This is a genomic window from Marinomonas gallaica (assembly GCF_001639745.1).
GTDB lineage: Bacteria > Pseudomonadota > Gammaproteobacteria > Pseudomonadales > Marinomonadaceae > Marinomonas > Marinomonas gallaica.
On sequence record NZ_LTAX01000020.1, the window covers coordinates 14,563 to 35,134 of the forward strand.

Genomic DNA, 20,572 nt, shown 5'->3' on the forward strand with positions numbered 1-20,572 from the left:
CTTTTTAACCAGATGGATTTAGTAAAGTATCCATCAAACTGGCGTAAGCTTTCACACCTCGAGCATTAGCATCCAATGCAGAGGGAGCCACCCCTGCTGTACTCGCATCTCGTAGTTTGGTATCTACTGGAATGACAGAATGCCATACGGCGTCTTCATATAAATCTTTCAAACTACGTAAGCTTTTATTAGATGCTTGAGTCCTACGATCAAATAGTGTTGGCACAATCGTATAAGGAACAGGTCTTTTTCTAGCTCTATTGATCATGGTCAAGGTGCGTATCATTCGCTCTAAGCCTTTAATTGCTAGAAACTCCGTTTGCACAGGAATCACCAGCTGCTGACAAGCCGCTAACGCATTGATCATCAACACCCCCAACACTGGAGGACTATCGATTAAAACATAATCGTAATCGTCCCATAGTATGGCAAGCGTTTTTGAAATAACTAACCCCATGCCACCTTGTGCTTGGGCATGTCTCTCTAAAGTCGCAAGCGCGGTTGATGCCGGAATTAAAGATAAATTAGGATGCCCTGTTTCTAGAATAACAGAACGCGGTAACTCTTCTGGGATCTTGCCACTTACTTGAAATAAATCATAACCACTGTGCTCAATGGAATCAGGATCAAAGCGAAAATAACTAGTCAATGAACCATGGGGATCAAGATCGATCATTAATACTCGATGGCCAGCATCCGCTAGTAAGCCGGATAAACTAACAACTGTTGTGGTTTTCCCCACGCCACCCTTTTGATTTGCCACCGCCCAAATGTGCACACCGACCCCTTAGATGTTATGCAAGAAATTTACGTAATTATTGCAACACAATCATATACATTAACTCGCTAGTTAAACAAGTAATCATACAAGTTATCCGCCTGACGCTTACTGATTTTTAACGTTACCCGGCGATTTTGTGCTCTAGCAAAGTCATTGCTATTACGAACCTGCGGGTTTTCACTCGAAAAGCCTATAGGTGCTAACAACTTAGGGTCCATACCGCGATACGTCAACTCATCAACAACAGAAGCTGCACGTAAACTTGAAAGGTGCCAGTTAGAAGGAATTCTAGTCGAATTTGTAGGTAAGTCATCCGTATTGCCAAGCACCAAGATTGGCGCTGGATAAGATCGTAATATACTGGAAACTACGATCATCAAAGCAACGGCTTCATTGGTTAACTCAAAGTCCCCTTGGTCAAATACAAGTGATGACTTCATATCTAAGGTAATCCAATGAGCATCTTCCGTGATAGATACTTGGCCAGATGATTGTAGAACCGGAAATTGAGAATTAATCGACTTATTGAGTGCGTCGTATAGCGGACTCTTGCCCTCAACTTCACCAGGAGGATTTTCAGCTTCAGATTGCTCGGCAGGAGCAACCTCTAATAATCGCTCACTCTCTGGCTGAGTAGCCACTGGTTGACCAATATTAATTGGCTTTATCGACTTTTGAACTGCATCAAACACACCGTTCAATGTTTCACTTAATACCTTTTCATTGCCTGCCTCTTTTAAGGAAATCGAATAAAGAGCAACAAAGAAGGCAAAAAGAAGTGTTATAAAGTCTGCATAGGAAAGGATCCAGCGGTCTTGGTGTGGAGCATCTTGTCCACGGTTACGAGACTTTCGGCGGCGACCATCACTCATAACCGCTTAATTCCAAATCAAGCCGTTGTGGATGCTTACCAATTGCTATTCCATGGATACCATCAATAAACATTTGGTTGTTTAGTAGTTCAAGATCTGCATAGCGATAAAGTTTACGACAAATAGGAAAAATCACTAGATTCGCAAACCCCTGACCATACAATGTTGAAACAAAAGCCACCGCGATACCGTGCCCTAAGGCCTCGGGACTGTCTAGATTTGCCATGGCTTGTATCAAGCCTAATACAGACCCCATAATACCAAGCGTTGGTGCATAACCACCAATTGACTCGAGAAAGCTGATATAGCTACCGCGGCGGTCTCGAATACGCTCAGCTTCGTCATGTAATCGATCAGAAAGAAGCTCTGGATCTGCCCCATCAACAGCCATTTGCATCGCTCGAATTGCAAATTCATTATTTAGCGATTGAACATCGTCTTCCAAAGCGATAATAGAGAAACGTCTGGCTTTGTGAGCCAATTGATTCAGCGTACGACGATTACCACTGAGATCAAAAACAGGAGGGAATAACGACCAAGAAAGCATACGTAACGCGGCAATAGCTTCATGCAGACTACTCTGCGCTAACGCGGCGCCTAGACTTCCGACAACAACGATAATGGCCGAAGGAAGGTTCAGCAGTAAAACAACTTCCCCCCCTCCTAGCCAATTCGCTAGAAATACCGACGCAAAGGCAACAATCAACCCACCTAGCGTTAGAAAATCCACTAGCCAACCTCTTTAACAATTCGCTCGCCAATATGATCTAAATGAATCACATCGTCTGCCAAATCGGCTTTCTCGACGGCTTGAGGCATACCGTAAATAACGCAAGAGTCTTCACTCTGAATCCAAACTCGAGAACCAGAATTCTTCAACATACGAGCACCTTCACGACCATCTGCCCCCATCCCCGTCATAACAACTGACAAAACTTTTCCTGGATAACACTTAGATGCCGATCCAAAAGTGACATCAACAGAAGGTTTATAGTTCAACCGCTCATCACCTTCAAGAATGCGAACGCACCCACCGTTACGAGGATCCACCATCATTTGTTTTCCGCCAGGAGCAAGCAGAGCCACACCAGGTTTAAGCTTATCGCCATCTTCGGCTTCTTTAACGGTAATCTGACAAATATTATTTAACCGCTCAGCAAACGCATGAGTAAAGGCTGCTGGCATATGCTGAACCAATACTAAAGGCGCAGGAAAGTCTTTAGGTAACTTTGACAGGACGGCTTGCAGTGCCATAGGGCCACCAGTAGATGTACCAATAGCAACCAAACTTACTTTCTTGCGGGCGCGTGGAATAATGACGCCTCGATCACCGCTCACAACAATCGGTCGCGGTGCAACCTTGGTTGCAGCTCTTGCAATCGGCTTAGAAATACCACCGGTCCTAGTTCTAGCAACCGTTAGAACTCGCTCCACTAAGGTATGCTTAACGACAGCCGAGTCTCGAGAAATATCCTCGAAGTTTTTCGGCATAAAGTCGACAGCCCCCGCCTCGAGTGCATCAAGTGTAACTCGAGCACCTTCATGGGTCAGCGAAGAAAACATAAGCACAGGCGTTGGCTTACTCTTCATAATTTCTGTAACAGCCGAAATGCCATCCAAAACAGGCATTTCATAATCCATCGTCACAACATCAGGAGACAGTGCTTTGACCTTATCAACAGCTTCCTTGCCATTATTGGCTGTCCCGACCACTTGCAAGCGAGGATCAGCACTAAAGATTTCTACTAGACGACGTCGGAAGAATCCCGAGTCATCAACGACCAGCACCTTCACTGGCATAATACAGCTCCTGTAACTTGTCTAGCGTGAAGCATAGCTCTTCAGCATACTTGGCACATCAAGAATGATTGCAATACGACCATCACCAGTGATAGTGGCACCCGCCATACCAGGCGTACCCTGCAGCATTCTGCCTAGTGGTTTGATAACCACCTCTTCTTGTCCAACTAATTGGTCAACCACAAAACCGACTTCGTTCATGCCAACTTGGACTACGACAACATGTGCTTCCGCAGGTTTCTCGTCGAATGCAGCGCCTTTAATCAGCCAGTTTTTCAGATGGAAGATTGGCAAGGTTTTACCGCGAATAACCACAACCTGCTGACCATCTACAATATTTGTTTTGTTAAGATTTAAATGGAAAATCTCATTAACGCTGACAAGAGGGAAGGCAAATGCCTGATCATTCAGCATAACCATCAAGGTTGGCATGATGGCTAGAGTCAATGGAACTTTGATGCTGAAACGAGAACCCTGACCTAAAACGGATTTAATCTCTAACGTACCGTTCAACTGTGAGATCTTCGTTTTCACAACGTCCATACCAACACCACGGCCCGATACATCGGTGATCTCAACCTTGGTTGAGAAACCTGGCGCAAATATCAAGTTAAACGCTTCATCGTCAGAAAGTCGTTCTGCGGCATCTGTGTCCATCAAGCCTTTTTCTACCGCTTTACGACGCAATACATCCGCATCCATACCTGCACCATCATCATCAATAGACAGTAAGATATGATCGCCTTCTTGCTCAGCAGATAGAATAACGTGACCTACACGCGGTTTACCCTTGGCTTCCCGCACGTCTGGCGCTTCTACACCATGGTCTACAGAGTTTCGCACTAAGTGGACCAAAGGATCAGCTAGGGCCTCAACTAAGTTTTTATCTAAATCGGTATCTTCACCCCGAAGCTCTAAATTCACTTCTTTTTTCAGATTACGCGCCAAATCACGAACAACTCGAGGGAAGCGGCCAAACACTTTTTTGATTGGCTGCATCCGTGTTTTCATGACAGCATTTTGTAAATCGCCCGTCACTACATCTAAGTTAGCAACGGCTTTACTCATAGACTCGTCGTCACTCTGAAGACCTAAGCGAACTAGGCGGTTACGAACCAATACAAGCTCACCTACCATGTTCATAATGTCATCGAGACGTTTCGTATCAACTCGTACCGTTGTCTCTTGAACAACTGGCGCATGCTGAGATTTCTCTTTGGCTTCTACATCAGCTGTTTCGGGTTTTGCTGCAGGCGCAGCTGGCTTTTTAGGAGCAGCCTTAGGTTTCGCAGCTTTCTTCTCAGGCTCTGGCTTAGTAGCTTTCGGTTTCTCTTCCGCTTTAGGCTTAGGAGCACTTTTGTCCTCGGCTTTTGACGCAGCAGCTACATCTTCTTTAGGGCTTTGTCCCTTACCATGCAAACTATCAAGAAGTTGCTCAAATTCGTCTTCTGTGATGAGGTCCGATTCAGAAGAACTCGCCCCAGCATCACCTTTTGGTGCATCTGAGACCGCTTCTTCAGCTGCTTTGGCTTCCTCTTCTTCCGCTATACCGGGAGCACTTCCACCATGCAGTTGATCTAACAACGCCTCAAACTCATCTTCCGTAATTTCATCGGCATCAGAGCTGGCTGCCGTCGCAGCGGCTGGCGCTGCATCAGATTCAGTCGAATCAATGCCAGGGGCACTGCCACCATGTAACTGATCTAATAACGCGTCAAATTCGTCTTCCGTAATTTCATCTGAATCCGGTTCAGTATTATTAGCCTTCGGTGATTCAGAAGGCGTATCTGATGAACCTAATGCACTTAGCAAAGACTCAAATTCATCATCTGAAATATCTTCATGAACAGAATCTGCTGCTGGCTCGTCGTTTGCTTCGGGCTCGTCGCTTGCTTCAGGCTCAACCTCTTCTTCAACAACGTCTTCTTCAACATCGTCTTCATCTGAATCACTATTCAATTCATCTTCAGAAGGTGGCTTAGCATAGAAACTCAAAGACTCAATGATATGAGGGTCTGCTGGTTCAGGCTCACCACCTGCACGAACAGTTTCAAACATTTCATTCACAGCATCTAGAGCTTGCAGTACCACGTCCATTAACTCTGAATCGACTTTACGTTGGTGGTTACGTAATATGTCAAAGACGTTTTCCGCATAGTGACAACAGTTAACCAGCGCAGTCAGCTGTAAAAAACCAGCGCCGCCTTTAACTGTATGGAAACCACGGAAGATTGCATTCAACAATCCAGTATCTTCCGGATTTTGCTCCAAATCCACTAATTGCTCTGAGAGCTGTTCCAGGATTTCTCCAGCTTCTACTAAAAAATCCTGTAGAATTTCTTCATCAACCTCGAAACTCATCCGCAGCAGCTCCTATTAAAAACCAAGACTCGAAAGCAAATCGTCGACTTCGTCTTGGTTATTCAGTACTTCAGGGTTATCATTCTTATTAATCGCTGGCCCGTGGCCTCGATCGTCGTCACGTTCCTTGTTCTCTGCCTCATGCTCCATACCAGAGATACTGTCAACTCTACCCGCAACAGATACAAGATGGACTAAACGTTCCTCTACGTCACGTATCAGTTCGTTAACTCGTGTAATTACTTGTCCTGTTAAGTCTTGGTAACCTTGTTCTAACAGTATGGTATTAAGGTTGTCATGCAAGGTTGTGGCACTTTCATCGGTAAGCTTCAAGAATGCATCAATTCGCTTATACAAATCGCGAAACTCTTGTGGCGTAAGATCTCGCTGTATCAATCGGCTCCAATCTTTATGTAACGCTTTAGCTTGGGTTTGCAGTTCACTTGCAACAGGTACACTACTGTCGACCATATCCATGGTTTTATTCGCAGCAGAACTGGTCATTTCGATCACGTAATTCAAGCGATCTGACGCATCCGTTATACGCGTCGGAGAATCCTTATCAGCACCCGCTGGGGCCGCACCGCTTTGCACCATCATTTCCACTGAATCGAGCTGAAAATCACGAATCGCATCGTGCAAGCTGCGTGTCAGATAACCAACCTCATTGTAAAAGCTATTATGCCGAGCCTCGCTCAACTCTTGGATAATCTTGATCGCACCACTAAAGTCACCGACTTCAATTTTGTTGAGCAAGTCTACGGCACCATCTTTTACAACAGTTTCGAACTCTCCAAGTTTTGACTCGTTTTCACTAGACATTTACAGCCCCTATTTTGCGGAATCAATACGTTCGAAAATCTTTTCAATCTTTTCCTTTAAGGCCACTGCGGTAAAAGGCTTAACAACATAGCCATTCACCCCAGCTTGAGCAGCTGCGATAATCTGATCGCGTTTCGCTTCCGCAGTTACCATTAAGACAGGAGTAGTTTTTAGTTTTTCGTCAGCACGAACAGCGCGAAGCAACTCAATACCTGTCATTCCAGGCATATTCCAATCAGTCACAAGAAAATCAATTGTGCCTGTTTGGAGAATAGGCAGTGCAGTCGTTCCATCATCCGCTTCGACTGTATTGGTAAATCCTAAATCCCTCAGTAGATTTTTGATGATTCGTCTCATCGTTGAGAAATCATCAACAATCAGGATTTTCATATTTTTATCCAATGCAACCTCCACAACCCTTAGGTAAAGTCATTTCTATCATAGTAATTAATCCTGCCAATCCGTGAGTCGAGAGCGTAAACGCATCGCCGCTTGACTGTGTATTTGACTGACACGCGATTCACTAACGCCCAATACGGCACCAATTTCTTTTAAATTCAATTCATCATTATAGTAGAGCGAAAGAACCAATTTTTCACGCTCTGGTAATCGTTCTATCTCTTGAGCAAGATGTATTTGGAAGCCAGCTTCTTCTACTAAGTGATCAGGCTGACTGGTATGACCATCTACTTTAATATCAAGCTCATGGCTACCTGTTTCACTATCCAACATTTCTTCATAACTAAACAACTGGGTCGACATAGACGAATGCAAAATATCATGATATTCGTCAATACTAATGTCCATGTGAGCCGCAACTTCAAGGTCTGTTGCTTCACGACCACTGAACGACTCTACTTCGCGAATGGCACTCGCCACGGCTCTACTGTTTCGTCTTACCGAACGCGGCGCCCAATCACTTTTACGCACTTCATCCATCATGGAGCCACGAATACGAATGCCTGCGTAGGTTTCAAATGAAGCACCTTTAGTCGATTCAAATCGCTTGTAGGCTTCAATAAGTCCCATCATCCCAGCTTGAATCAAATCATCGATATCAACACTGCTTGGTAATCTAGCCAACAGATGATAAGCGATTTTTTTCACTAGAGAATCATATTTCAGCACAATCGCATCAATCGATAACGTCGCCTTCTTTGTGTACATGCTACATCCATCTTCGCGTCTTGATATGCTACAACTCTAAATTTATTATCCGAGAGCGTACAAACTTAAATGTACTATATAGTTCGCTGTAGTGCTCTGCCAAATAACATATTTTTACTAACTCCCATACTTCAGTGACCCATAGAGCTGCCCAAACTGCTCAGCAGTATACACCGCACGACTGACTAAGTTGTGCGCTCGTGCAGGTTCTATATCGTCGGGAATTCGCTGACCATATGCAACATACATAACCGGCAAGCCTTCTTCAATAACAACACTAATCGCTTCACCTAGGGAAGCTGATTCGTCAATTTTACTTAAAACACAACCGTCTAACTGTATCTGAGAATAGACATCTACAACAGTCTTTAACACCTGACGCTGACTTGTACAGGGTAAAACCAACAATTTCTTTAAATACCCACGCGCTCTTTTCATCATAGCAAGCTGTCGCTCAAGGTTTTGATCCCTTGGATTCATACCCGCTGTATCAACAAGCACTAGCGAGTAATCTGAATACTTATCTAACACTTCATTCAAATCAGTGTACTCATTCACGACCTCAACAGGGACATTTAAAATTCGTCCGAACGTACGAAGCTGTTCATGGGCCGCTATACGATAGGTGTCCGTAGTAATTAATACCACATTATTAGAACCGTATTTTAAAACATACTGAGCAGCAATTTTGCCTATTGTCGTGGTTTTCCCCACCCCAGTCGGCCCCATAAATGCAATGCAACCACTGAAAGCCTCTGCTGTAGAGCGTATAGGAATACTGTCGGCCAAATGAGAAAGCGCTTTTTTCCAGTCTTCCTCTCTTCCGGTCAACGACAAATCCGACATGATTTTATCAATGACTTTCTCTGATAACCCTAACGTTGTTAATTGTTCTTGAAGCCGCTGATCGTAGGTTTGTCTTTTGGCGGCAGAAGCTTGAGCCACAACTTGCTGATTATCTTGTTGAGTCTGCTCTAATAGCCGACGAACTTGCTCGAGCTCTTTTTCCATAGCTCGAAGCTTCTCTTCGTCAGGTGACGGGCGCTCCCGAACATGATTCCTTAAGGATAGATCTTCTTGAATAGAAGGCTCAGGATCAGATTCATAGTTGTTTGATGTGGGGGCGTAATCATCAACGTAATGATTTTTCGCAGGTTTTTGTTTAGGCGGAGCGACATCATCAAAGACTTCATACACGTCCCCCTTAGGCTTTGAAGATTGCGGAGCCATACCACGTGCCTGCTCTAGACGCTCTTTGTAATGCGCACTAGGCTCTGGCGTTGTCGGCTGCTGGGGAGCTTTGCGCTGTACTGGGTCTGGTTTGTGGTTTGCACTAGGCGTCATCGAACCGTCATAATCGATTGCAATGACGATTTCAACTTCACCACTTGGCAGACGCTTATTGGACATAATGACAGCATCAGGCCCGACGGCTTCACGTATCTTACGTATCGCCTTTTGCATATCGGGAGCTCTAAACCGCCTATACTGCATTTAATACCAGTCCTTTAAGTCTATTTATGCATACAAATCCATAGCTTACCCGAAAGGTTTTCATAAATATAGCTAGAAAATCAATGCTTTTCCTTAATTCACTGGCCAATGACAGCGACCACCGTCACTCGCTTGTTATCAGGCACCTCTTGATAGGAAAGCACAGACATTCCAACGCCACCATAACGCATAAAACGAGCCAACATAGGTCTTATGGGAGCCGATACAATGAGTATGGGCGCATTTCCCATTGCTTCTTGTTGCTCTGCATGTTCACGGAAAGACTTTTGTAACTGCTCTGCCATTTGAGGCTCAAGAATAAGCGCTTCTTCATTTTTAATTCCAGATTGCTGGCTTTGCTGAACCGTTTGCATAAGCATCTTTTCAAGCTGAGGATCCAGTGTCATAACCGGCACTTCTTCGACACCTTCAGCCAATGATTGCATAATCATGCGTGACAACGCTGTACGTACGGCTGACGTTAAGATCATCGGATCTTGTGATTTTGGCTGTACACCCATAATTGCTTCGGCAATAGTACGCATATCTCTAAGCGGAACATTTTCTTGTAACAGGTTTTGCAGCACTTTTAGCAACACACTTAAAGGCACAGCATTGGGCACTAACTCTTCTGCTAATTTAGGGTTATGTTGCTTAAGCAAACCAAGCAATTGCTGAACTTCATCATGGCCGATCAACTCAAATGCATGCTTCTGCATCACTTGGTTAATATGCGTCGCCACAACCGTACTCACATCCACCACGGTATAACCATAGGTTTGCGCTTGGTCGCGCTTCTTTGTATCAATCCAGATAGCATCCAAACCAAATGATGGGTCTTTACCAGGAATACCATCTACCTTACCAAACACTTGACCTGGATCGATCGCCAATTCTTTATCGGGGTGCACTTCTGCCTCCGCAAGACTCACCCCCATTAAGGTAATTCGGTATGCATTAGGCATCAAATCTAAATTGTCTCGTATGTGCACACTAGGCACTAAAAAACCCAGTTCTTGGGACAACTTTCGACGAACACCTTTGATTCGCGAAAGCAGCTCCCCACCTTGGCTTTTGTCGACAAGAGGTATCAGACGATAGCCGACCTCTAAGCCAAGCATATCCACTGGCGCAACATCGTCCCAGCTCAAGTCTTTGCTTTCAGCGGGGGGCTGAGCCCCACTAGAATCGCCTTTGCTAGCCCCTTTGGAGGCTGTTTTTGTTTGGGCTTTTATCTTCTTGCGGTATTCAATATAGTAAGCACCACCTGCAACACACGCGGCCAATGATAGAAACGAAAAATGAGGCATGCCAGGTACGACGCCCATTATCGTTAAAATGCCCGCTGCCACATAAAGCGCTTTAGATGAGGCAAACATCTGACCAAAAATTTGCTGCCCCATATCACCCGCTTCATTAACACGAGTAACCATGATCGCAGCCGCGGTCGATAACATTAAAGAAGGCAACTGAGCAACAAGTCCATCACCAATTGTCAGAAGAGAGTAGACTTGAACAGCTTCCACAAATGATAGGCCATGCTGCGCCATACCAATGGCCAGACCACCAATAATATTAATACCTAAAATCATCAGGCCGGCGACGGCATCACCTTTCACAAACTTCGACGCACCATCCATCGAACCGTAAAATTCCGCTTCAGCCGCTATTTCATCACGGCGCTGCTTAGCTTGATCAGAGTCAATCATGCCAGCATTCAAATCCGCATCAATCGCCATTTGCTTACCAGGCATAGCGTCCAGCGTAAATCGGGCACTTACTTCCGAGATACGCCCTGCACCTTTCGTCACCACGGCAAAGTTGATGATCATCAAGATGGCAAAAACCACAAAACCCACAACGTAGTCACCACCAATCACCACTTCGCCAAAGGCTTGAATAACCTTTCCGGCGGCATCGCCACCCTCATGACCATTCAACAGCACAACCCGGGTCGATGCGACATTCAACGCCAGTCGCATCAAGGTTGAAATCAGCAAAATCGTTGGAAAAACAGCAAAATCTAATGGTCGCATGGAATATACAGCCACCAATAGAACCACTATCGCTAACGCAATATTAAAGGTAAATAGAACATCAAGTAGAAAAGGTGGCAGTGGCAATATCATCATGGCAAGCAGTGCCAAGAGAATAAAAGGAACACCTAAGTTACCACTTAGAATGCCTTTCATTTGCCCACCTAATCGTTGGCGATCAAATTCCACTCATACCTCGGTTCATCAAATCAGCGCTCCCCGTTCCATTGAAATTCTTCTGGTACTTCTAATTGCGGCATACGCTCAGGAGGCTTCTCTCCCGTTCGGGCCATTCTAATTTGATAGACATAAGCCAGCAACTGAGCAATCACTTGAAACAACCCCTCTGGAATTTCATCCCCAATTTCAGTATGCCTGTAAACCGCACGGGTTAATTCTGGCGATTGTATCACAGGGATATCGTAGTAATTGCCTATCTCTCGAATCTTCAAGGCAATGAAATCATTCCCCTTCGCCAGCAGGACCGGCGCCTTACCATTAGCTTGATCGTATTTTAACGCTACAGAATAATGTGTCGGGTTAGTAATAATAACATCGGCTTGGGGTACATCTGACATCATACGGCGCATCGCAGCCTGTCGCTGTAACTGGCGTATGCGGCCTTTTACTTGAGGGTCACCCTCCGCATTTTTATACTCATCTTTAACTTCTTGCTTGGTCATCTTCAGTTTATCTTTGTGTTGCCAAGCTTGGAAAGGCACATCAACAGCGGCGATAATAATAAGTGAGGAGGACACCAAGATAAACGCCCAAATCAATACCTCAATCGCATGATTTAATGCCGTTCCAGTTGTCTCAAAAGTCAGTCCGGTTAACGTAGGAATATAGTAACGCAATACGAAATAGGCTGCGGTCCCTACCAGTGCCACTTTCAAAATAGACTTACCAAGTTCTACCAGCGACTGGACAGAGAACATTCGTTTGATACCCGTAATAGGGTTCATTTTTGATAGTTTTGGGGTGATTGCTTCAAACGAAAAGTTAAAACCACCCAAAGCAACACTACCAATGACCCCTGCCACCGCAACAATCACCATGAAAACAGTAATAGAGTCCATTGCAGCCATGATCGACACATACAAATGGTGAATCATCATAGCCTTATCAAATAAATCTTCACGCGCCAAAGAAAAATTAAAAGCATAAAGTCGCGTCAAATCATCCACAATCAACATGCCGATCATGTACATTGAAAATGCCGCCACAACCAATAAAACAGCACTACTTAGGTCTTTAGAGCGGGCGACATTGCCCTTTTCTCTTGCCTGTTCGAGTTTTTTGGCACTGGCGTCTTCGGTTTTTTCTGTACCGTCTTCGTTCTCAGCCATTACTGCTGATCCCCCACGTCTCTTGTAACCAAGTCGTCATTTCCTGAAAAAACAACCGGTAGATATCCAAAAAGTCTTCCAGCATAATCCAAATAAAGACCAGCGAGAACAGCATAATAATTGGGAAGCCAAGTGCGAAGACATTCAATTGAGCCGATGCTTTTGCTACAACACCAAATGATACGTTCATAATAAGAGTGGCCACAGCAAGCGGAAGAACCATCAACAACCCTTTCTCAAATAGCCAGCTACCCAGCTGCAACACATCCCAATAACGCTGACTGTCAAAGCCACTACCAATCGGCCAATAATCAAAGCTGCTCACCAAATACTCGATCATCACAAGATGACCGTTTGTTCCCAAAAAAGCCAGCCCCGCCATCGTCATATAATATTGGCCCACTGTAGCAACAGTAATGCCGTTTGCGGGATCATTAGACATGGCAAAACCAAGCCCCGCTTTCATTGCTGCTAATTGACCTGCTAAAGAAAATATCTGAAATAAAACCGTTACAACGAAACCCAGGACAATACCGACAATAAGCTGTTCAGCAATCAGTAAGATAAAGGCCGGTGAGATTGGGTCATAGCTAGGCACTGTGACTATAGGCGTCACAATGATAGAAATAACGAAGGCAAAAAGCAGACGAACACGGATACTTACAAGTTTACTGCCAAATAATGGCAACGCCATTAAAAAAGCCCCAATTCTAAAAAAAGGCAATAAGAAGCTGACAGCTAATGCCATTAATTGATCAGGGTTTAATTCCAGCATCAGCCAATCATCATGGGAATATCAATAAACAACTGCGTAAAAAAATCTGTCAGGCTTGTTAAAACCCACGGCCCAAGATGCATAATGGCAAAAATAGTGACGATAAAACGAGGTAAAAAAGTCAATGTCTGCTCGTTAATCTGAGTTGCCGCCTGAAAGATACTCACGATTAAGCCAACAACCAAACTAGGGACCATTAATGCCGATACAATAATGACGATCAAATAAAAGCCTTGCCCATACAAATCCAGAACAATTTGAGGATCCATGACTAAATTCCAAAACTAGCGGCTAACGTTCCCATAATCATAGACCAGCCATCTACCATTACAAACAGCATAATTTTAAAGGGTAACGAAATGATCACTGGAGAAAGCATCATCATACCCATCGCCATCAATACACTGGCAACGACCATATCAACAATCAAAAATGGGATAAATAACATAAAACCAATTTGGAACGCCGTTTTTAACTCACTAGTGACAAAGGCGGGCATCAATATGGTGAATGGTAGCGTATCTAACGAATCAATTTGACCTTCTTTACCTGCTAACTTGACGTATAACGCCACGTCATCCTCACGGGTTTGCGCCAACATGAACTCGCGCACAGGCTTAGAAGCTGCCTCTACTGCTTGAAGGGAGGTCATTTCATTATTTAAGTAAGGCTGTAGAGCCACCGCATTAATTTCATCAAGCGTGGGTGTCATAATAAACAGCGTTAGGAATAAGGCCATACCTAACATTATTTGGTTCGACGGTGACTGCTGTAAACCTATTGCTTGGCGGAGAATCGACAAGACTATAATGATACGAGTAAATGATGTCATCATAATTAACGCTGACGGCAGCAGCGTTAGTGCTGTCATGATGAACAGAATTTGCAAAGTTACCGAATATTCTTGGCTACCATCTGGATTGGTAATGACAGAGACCGCTGGCAACCCTTGATCAGCCCAAACAAAAAGAGGCAGCAAAGAAAGCGTAATCAACAACCATCTTAGCAGCATTAAAATCTTACTTCTCATTAGTTAGCTGCTCATTCATCATTTCGGCGAACTGGTTGCCAGTCGAATCAAACTCACTTAAACAGGTAATGCTATTAGCCGTCGCGCCGAGCAGCATTCGCTTACCCTGAACTTCAACCAAAATAAGCTTCTCTTTTGTACCAATTGACTGCGATGCCAGTATTTGAATTTCAGATTTCGACAGTTTAAGTTGCAGCCCTTGTAAACGCTTTAACCCCCAAATGACCAACGGGATCAGCGCTATTAAAAAAGCTAAAGCAAAAAAAAGACGCCAAATAGAGGACGTATCAGCCATTTTCATCCCTCCAGAAAAAGGCTCCGCGAGCACTCCTGTCGAGATAAAAAACGAACATAATAGAATAAGATATCGCGTCATTTAGAAGTTTATTTCAACCGTTTAATACGTTCACTAGGGCTTACAACATCGGTTAAACGGATGCCATATCTATCATTGACCACTACCACTTCACCGTGAGCAATCAAAGTGCCGTTTACGAGCACATCTAATGGCTCACCAGCAAAACGGTCTAACTCCACAACAGATCCTTGTGTTAACTGCAGCAAGTTACGAATAGCTATTTCCGTACTGCCCAGCTCCATCGACAAGGTGACGGGGATGTCCATAATAAGCTCCATGTCAGAGCTTAAAGCAGGCATTCCAGACGCACCACCTAATTCTTCTAATTGAACAGGTTTAACCTCCTGCTCAGACATCGCGGCTGCCCATTCATCATCAACGTCACCGCCCTCACCTTCGTCATCACCCGCTTCAGACATTGCTGCCGCCCATTCATCGGCCAAATCAGCGTCCATTCCTTCCGCATCTGGGTTTGTTTCTTCTGCCATTTTTTTAGACCTAACTAATTCTTAGAGTTCTTACAGCTTTCAATCATTTCAACGGCGTAATATCCGTTACTCACACCAAGCTTACCTTTAAAAGTAGGTACGTTATTAGCACGAACTGTTACTAATTCCGGCATCTCGATAGGTATGACATCCCCTTTTTTAAACTTCATGACTTCACCCAGTTTAACTTTTTTGTTAACGACATTAACCTGGATACTCACATCAAGTTCTTGTACATCTTGCTCTAGCGATTTTCCCCAGCGTTCATCTTTCTCATCGACGTCACTCTGAACACCTGCATCAAGCAACTCTCGCACTGGCTCAATCATTGAATAGGGCAAGGTAATATGAAGCTCGCCACCACCACCATCCAGTTCGATATGAAAAGTCGAGACGACAACGACCTCACTCGGACTTACAATATTCGCCATCGCTGGATTCACTTCCGAGCTAATGTATTCAAGGTCAACTTTTAAAACAGGCGCCCAAGCTTCAGTCAAATCTACAAATACTTGCTCAAGCATCAACTGAACGATTCGAATCTCAGTCGGTGTAAATTCTCGACCTTCAATTTTAGCGTGACGGCCGTCACCACCAAAGAAGTTATCTACCAACTTAAACACCAGCTTAGCATCTAAAATAAATAACGCCGTGCTTCGTAGTGGTCGAAACTTAACAAGATTCAAACTGGTTGGGACATACAAAGTGTGAACGTACTCACCAAACTTCATTATTTGAAGCCCACCCGATGACACATCGGCCGTACGGCGTAGCAAGTTAAATAGGCTTATACGTGTATAGCGAGCAAAACGCTCATTGATCATTTCAAGCGTGGGCATTCGCCCACGCACAATTCGCTCTTGGCTGGTAATATCATAGGATGAGACACCGCCTGCATCGGCGTTATCATCCGCTTCAGGCTTTTCATCTGCACCATGTAAGAGTGCATCAATCTCATCTTGGGATAATAAATCTTGCGCAGCCATTTATCGTCCTTATTGCATCACAAAGTTTGTGAACAATACATCTTCAATGCCACCTAAACCCGTCTCTTGGGTCAGTATGCTGTTGATCGTTTCAACAGAAGCTTCTTTCAAAGCCTGCTTACCATCAAGGGTTTGCAGCTCTTCAAAGGATTGACTCGAGAAAAGTAATACAAGACTGTTTCTAATTAATGGCATATGCAACTTAACAGCATCGATTTGCCCTTGATCACGGGACTTAAGGGTCATATTCAATTGTAGGTAACGCTGCTTACCAGATACCATAAAATCAACGACAAACGCTTGATCAAGGTCTAAATAGATCGCAGGGCCATCCAACTGAACCATCTCTTCTGCTGAAGCCGCCTCACCATCGGCGGCTTCTTCTGTATCGTCGCCACTGAATAAAAAGAAATACGCGGCGGCACCGCCACCACCTAGTACCAACAACGCCACAACAATAATGATGATCAGTTTTTTCTTGCCGCCCTTTTTCCCTTCTTCAGCGCCAACGTCTAATTCATCGTCTGCCATATACAACCCTTGTTCATGCAAATTAGCTAATACATTCTACGAATGTGCAAGACCACTATTCTACAAAGATTATAGTGAATCACCATGGTTTTCTACGCGTAATAATCAATCCCTTGTTCTGCAGGCGATACATAACTCACATTTTCCAAGCCATCCATATCTCCTACATCGTCATTGCCAAGGTTTCCGCCCCCTTTTCCTTGTCCATTTTGACCATCAGATGCATCTGAGCCGTAAGCTTGTCCGTTATCTTGTGAGACTTCCACATCAACTGAGTCTAAGTCCATGCCTTGTTGCTGTAACATATCTCGAAGGCGCTGCATCTGCCCCTCAAGGGCTTCTTTCGCGTGCGCCGAGCTGGCAATAAAGCTCACGTGTGTGTTGGAATCTTGATCGATACTGACCTTTACCGTCAAGCTCCCTAACTCAGGCGGATCTAATTGTATATGTGCGGTTTTGAACCCTTCTTTAACCACCCATGACACCTTAGATGTCATCTCTGAAGACCAAGCTTGCGTATCAGGCGATGCATGCATTGTTAACTGGGCAGCAGCACCTTCAGGGCGGGCGTTAGCGGTCGCCGCTCCCATAAGGGCATTGGCTGAAGTCAGGCTATTAAGACCCTGACCGGTAGGCTGCAATGGACTGCTAAATCCAGTCACCGCTTGCTCAAGCGCTTTTTTAGCACCCATTAACTCGCTTAAGTCTTTAGGAAGTTCAATCAAGTCCTTATCCATTAGCACGGATAAATCGCCATCCTGAAGCGCAGCAGCTAAAGACTCTCCCGATAAAGCGCTTTTAGATACATTCATCGCATTGGGGGCCGTATTTAAACCGCTTGTTGCTTGCTCAGCCTTTTTCGACAGTTGCTCCATCATCCAACGTAGGTTTTCGGACGAAGAAGCACTCACATTCAATGGCGCAATGTTTTCATTAGCAGCTTCGCTTTGATTTATCGCTACAACCTCGGCATCAAGAGGAGCCGTATGATCGCTTTGCAGTACACTCTCACTTCCTGTTTGTGTTTTTCCTTGTAGATGAATGACATCATCAGCAACCGCTGCTGTAGTTTCGGTTGCCACCTCTGATGGTAACCCTTCTTGAAAGGTTGCATCAGAGATAACACCGCTGTTAGAGGAAGCAACTGAGCCATCTAACTCTAATTGGTTTTCTTCAGAGACTTTCTTTTGAACATCATTGCTAGAATGGGCATTATCATTTGCTTGATTGATTGGATTACTTAACGTGTTTTCCCCATCCTCAACATTAGATGACCCCGTATCCAACTGAGAAGTCTTGCCGCCTTCCGATTCAGAGGAATCTTCAGATAGCTGAGTATTTTTTATTTCAGTGGAAGTGTCGTACTCTTTTGGAAGAGTAGATGTACCTTCGCCTTCTGACGAAACATTCATCTCATCTACACTATTTTGGTCAGCACTGTCCTCTTGCGATAGCTGTTCGTCACTTGTTTGAGGTGATGGCTGGATAACACCTGAAGCAGTATCCAAACGTGAGCTTTGGGTGGAGTCTCCCATCACAGAGCCATCTACTGCAACGGCTTGCCCATCCGTTTGCCGCTCTTTGCCGTCCTTATCGACAGGCGAAAGCTCAGATGAATCTGCCCCGACCTTATCTTGATCAACAGATTCCCCCCCATCAGTCTTAACTGGCTGTTCAATCTCTTTTGCTTCCTTGTCTTGCGGCTTTGATTGAACGCTATGAGGTTCTGCTTCCCCAGTTTTCTGCGTACCATCTACCGTCACACTAGAATCCGTAGAGCTTTGAATTTGCTGGTTTTTATCGGACGCTACTGAACTTGATTTAGATGTTCTATCAGCACTATATGGCCGATTCGTTGCATCAAGAACAGAGCCAAAGTCACTGCCAGCGTTACCTTGAGATGACGAAGACGTTTTTGCAACCTTGGGAGTCGTCGATACGACGGATAAAGATGGGCTATTAATCATGGGCAACCTCCACTATTCGCAATATTACTGCAAATAGGAGGCCAAGTTTACCAAGTATAAATAATAGAAATTTTAGTGCCATCGTCCGACAGCTCGACTTTATTACAAAGCTGATTAATCAAACTTAATCCTCTATTAAAAGGTCGATCATGATCAAAATCGTTCAATTGCAAATTAGAGGTATCAAAACCTTTACCACTGTCCGACATTGTTAAACATAAACAGCCTTCCCCTTGCTCTGCAGTCACCTTCACATCAATAACAACCTTGCCTTCTAGTAACTGCTCGAGTTTAGATTCTCTTAAGGAGTAATACTCAGCAAACCCTTCTACAGTCGATTTTAGCTTTGAATCTAGATTAAGAATGCCATGCTCCAAAGCATTAGAATACATCTCAGAAAGGATCATAAACACCTCGCTAGAGCGTTTATTAAGCTCAGGAACGGTTGTTAATATCTGCAATAAGTAAGGCAAAGGATCGGTATTCTTTAACGAGTCCGCATGCAGTTCATAACAAAATACGAAACTAGCGGGGGCATTAAAACTTCGTCCTTGAGCTAAGGATTGAGATTGTGGACTATTATCCAATGCCAGAGACAAATCTATTCCGAGCACAGAAATATCATCGTGGGGATTTTCAAGAATGCCTTCATCATGCAGCATTTTTTCCAACCATTCAAAAGGACTACCTTTCACTTGGCCTTCATATAGAGGATTTAAAGCGCTATTGTAATGGATCTTATTATCTTTGCTTCTGGCCTCGTAAACCCCATCTGTAAAAGCGATAAAGTAATCCCCTGGCTCGTAGGAAAACATATCGATATTGGCTTCAAATTCATGCTCATTTAGTATTCCTAGAGGCAATGAGTCAGAGCTAATCAATTTTGGTAGGGTTTCATCTGCAGAAAAGTACAGCAAATCGGGTAAGCCTGCATTCCACACAGCAACAGTACGATTGTGCGTATTAATATCAATAAAGGCCGCTGCACAAAACATGTTTGGCGGCAATATCGTATGTAATCGCTTATTGATTTCAGGAAGGATCTGACGCATAACAAACCCTTTCTCCGTCCAGTCGAAGAAAATGTCTGCTAATGGCAAAGCGCCTATCGCGGCAGATAAGCCATGCCCAGTAAAGTCCCCAAGCAATAGATGCATGCCACCATTGGGCTTATAAGCTGCCAAAATAACATCGCCATTAAAAATATGGCTACCATGATGAAGCGTGGAAAGTGCTCTGTCAGATAAACAATTTGAATGAGTAATACGCTCATAAACCATTTTTGCCACTTCTTGGTCATGAACCATTTGCTGGTTTAACAGTGACAATTCATCGCGCTGCTCAGACAAGGCATTTTGCAATACCAACAATCGTGCAATAGCATTTAGTTTAGCGGAAACCAAAGTGGGGTTGTAAGGCTTAGATATGAAGTCAGTAGCTCCAACATCTAAGCAATTTTGCAGCACAGCAGGATCAGAAATGCCCGATAAGAAGACAATTGGAACAAGTCTTTCTTGAGCTTTTTCTTGAATTTCAATGGCTGCCTCCCAACCGTCTTTACGAGGCATTTTAATGTCTAGACATACCAGTTGGATTTTATCCGGATCAAAGCAATCGACAGCGTCTTGGCCGTCTTCAGCCGTCACAACCACATGCCCCAGCTGGCTTAGCATGGTTTCGAGTAACATTCTATCAGAGGGGTTGTCATCCGCGACAAGTATAGTTAGCTTTTGTTCCTTCATAGCCGCTCCGAAA

General features: G+C 44.3%; 20 protein-coding genes. All 20 read right to left on the bottom strand.

Annotation, left to right across the window (positions count from 1 at the left end; genetic code table 11):
• Positions 1–4: 4 nt before the first annotated feature.
• The 20 genes from AYW76_RS15155 to AYW76_RS15250 all read right to left on the bottom strand — a co-directional run bounded on the left by AYW76_RS15155 (position 5) and on the right by AYW76_RS15250 (position 20,559).
• Positions 5–778, bottom strand: a complete 774-nt coding sequence (locus AYW76_RS15155; protein ID WP_067099718.1) for a ParA family protein — start codon at positions 776–778, stop codon at positions 5–7.
• 68 nt (positions 779–846) lie between these two features.
• Entirely contained in the window at positions 847–1,653 is an 807-nt protein-coding gene (locus AYW76_RS15160; RefSeq protein WP_067222539.1) for a flagellar motor protein MotB, read from the bottom strand.
• A complete protein-coding gene (locus tag AYW76_RS15165; RefSeq protein ID WP_067222543.1) occupies positions 1,646–2,383 on the bottom strand; it encodes a motility protein A in 738 nt (245 codons plus the stop codon). Before AYW76_RS15165 ends, AYW76_RS15160 begins: the two co-directional genes overlap by 8 nt.
• Positions 2,383–3,453, bottom strand: coding sequence for a protein-glutamate methylesterase/protein-glutamine glutaminase (locus AYW76_RS15170; RefSeq protein ID WP_067222547.1), 1,071 nt, complete (start codon positions 3,451–3,453; stop codon positions 2,383–2,385). The genes AYW76_RS15165 and AYW76_RS15170 overlap by 1 nt, the downstream gene beginning before the upstream one ends.
• Positions 3,454–3,474: 21 nt before the next feature.
• Positions 3,475–5,814, bottom strand: coding sequence for a chemotaxis protein CheA (locus tag AYW76_RS15175; protein ID WP_067222549.1), 2,340 nt, complete (start codon positions 5,812–5,814; stop codon positions 3,475–3,477).
• 15 nt (positions 5,815–5,829) lie between these two features.
• Positions 5,830–6,636: a protein phosphatase CheZ gene (locus AYW76_RS15180; protein ID WP_067222552.1), complete on the bottom strand. Its 807-nt coding sequence runs from the start codon at positions 6,634–6,636 to the stop codon at positions 5,830–5,832.
• 9 nt (positions 6,637–6,645) lie between these two features.
• Positions 6,646–7,026 (bottom strand): chemotaxis response regulator CheY, encoded by a 381-nt coding sequence (locus AYW76_RS15185; protein ID WP_425643020.1) that lies wholly within the window; start codon positions 7,024–7,026, stop codon positions 6,646–6,648.
• Between the two features lie 57 nt (positions 7,027–7,083).
• On the bottom strand, positions 7,084–7,803 hold the full coding sequence (locus AYW76_RS15190; RefSeq protein WP_067222556.1) for an RNA polymerase sigma factor FliA: 720 nt from the start codon (positions 7,801–7,803) through the stop codon (positions 7,084–7,086).
• A gap of 117 nt (positions 7,804–7,920) precedes the next feature.
• Entirely contained in the window at positions 7,921–9,267 is a 1,347-nt protein-coding gene (gene flhF / locus AYW76_RS15195) for a flagellar biosynthesis protein FlhF (protein WP_231872629.1), read from the bottom strand.
• Between the two features lie 128 nt (positions 9,268–9,395).
• Positions 9,396–11,489 carry a flagellar biosynthesis protein FlhA gene (flhA, locus tag AYW76_RS15200; RefSeq protein ID WP_067222562.1) on the bottom strand — a complete coding sequence of 698 codons (2,094 nt, stop codon included), beginning with the start codon at positions 11,487–11,489 and terminating at the stop codon, positions 9,396–9,398.
• Positions 11,490–11,542: 53 nt separating this feature from the next.
• Positions 11,543–12,682, bottom strand: a complete 1,140-nt coding sequence (gene flhB / locus AYW76_RS15205; protein WP_067222565.1) for a flagellar biosynthesis protein FlhB — start codon at positions 12,680–12,682, stop codon at positions 11,543–11,545.
• Positions 12,675–13,457 (bottom strand): flagellar biosynthetic protein FliR, encoded by a 783-nt coding sequence (gene fliR, locus AYW76_RS15210; RefSeq protein WP_067222569.1) that lies wholly within the window; start codon positions 13,455–13,457, stop codon positions 12,675–12,677. Before fliR ends, flhB begins: the two co-directional genes overlap by 8 nt.
• Positions 13,457–13,726: a flagellar biosynthesis protein FliQ gene (gene fliQ, locus AYW76_RS15215; RefSeq protein ID WP_067222572.1), complete on the bottom strand. Its 270-nt coding sequence runs from the start codon at positions 13,724–13,726 to the stop codon at positions 13,457–13,459. Before fliQ ends, fliR begins: the two co-directional genes overlap by 1 nt.
• Positions 13,727–13,728: 2 nt before the next feature.
• Positions 13,729–14,487, bottom strand: a complete 759-nt coding sequence (fliP, locus tag AYW76_RS15220; protein ID WP_197467839.1) for a flagellar type III secretion system pore protein FliP — start codon at positions 14,485–14,487, stop codon at positions 13,729–13,731.
• Complete coding sequence (gene fliO, locus AYW76_RS15225) at positions 14,477–14,782, bottom strand: flagellar biosynthetic protein FliO (protein WP_231872630.1); 306 nt, start codon at positions 14,780–14,782, stop codon at positions 14,477–14,479. Before fliO ends, fliP begins: the two co-directional genes overlap by 11 nt.
• 89 nt (positions 14,783–14,871) lie before the next feature.
• A complete protein-coding gene (fliN, locus tag AYW76_RS15230; RefSeq protein ID WP_067030774.1) occupies positions 14,872–15,333 on the bottom strand; it encodes a flagellar motor switch protein FliN in 462 nt (153 codons plus the stop codon).
• Between the two features lie 14 nt (positions 15,334–15,347).
• Positions 15,348–16,319, bottom strand: coding sequence for a flagellar motor switch protein FliM (gene fliM, locus AYW76_RS15235; protein WP_067030777.1), 972 nt, complete (start codon positions 16,317–16,319; stop codon positions 15,348–15,350).
• Positions 16,320–16,328: 9 nt separating this feature from the next.
• On the bottom strand, positions 16,329–16,850 hold the full coding sequence (locus AYW76_RS15240) for a flagellar basal body-associated FliL family protein (RefSeq protein ID WP_067222578.1): 522 nt from the start codon (positions 16,848–16,850) through the stop codon (positions 16,329–16,331).
• Between the two features lie 92 nt (positions 16,851–16,942).
• Positions 16,943–18,817 carry a flagellar hook-length control protein FliK gene (locus tag AYW76_RS15245; RefSeq protein WP_067222581.1) on the bottom strand — a complete coding sequence of 625 codons (1,875 nt, stop codon included), beginning with the start codon at positions 18,815–18,817 and terminating at the stop codon, positions 16,943–16,945.
• Between the two features lie 47 nt (positions 18,818–18,864).
• Positions 18,865–20,559 carry a fused response regulator/phosphatase gene (locus AYW76_RS15250; protein WP_067222584.1) on the bottom strand — a complete coding sequence of 565 codons (1,695 nt, stop codon included), beginning with the start codon at positions 20,557–20,559 and terminating at the stop codon, positions 18,865–18,867.
• Positions 20,560–20,572: the final 13 nt, after the last annotated feature.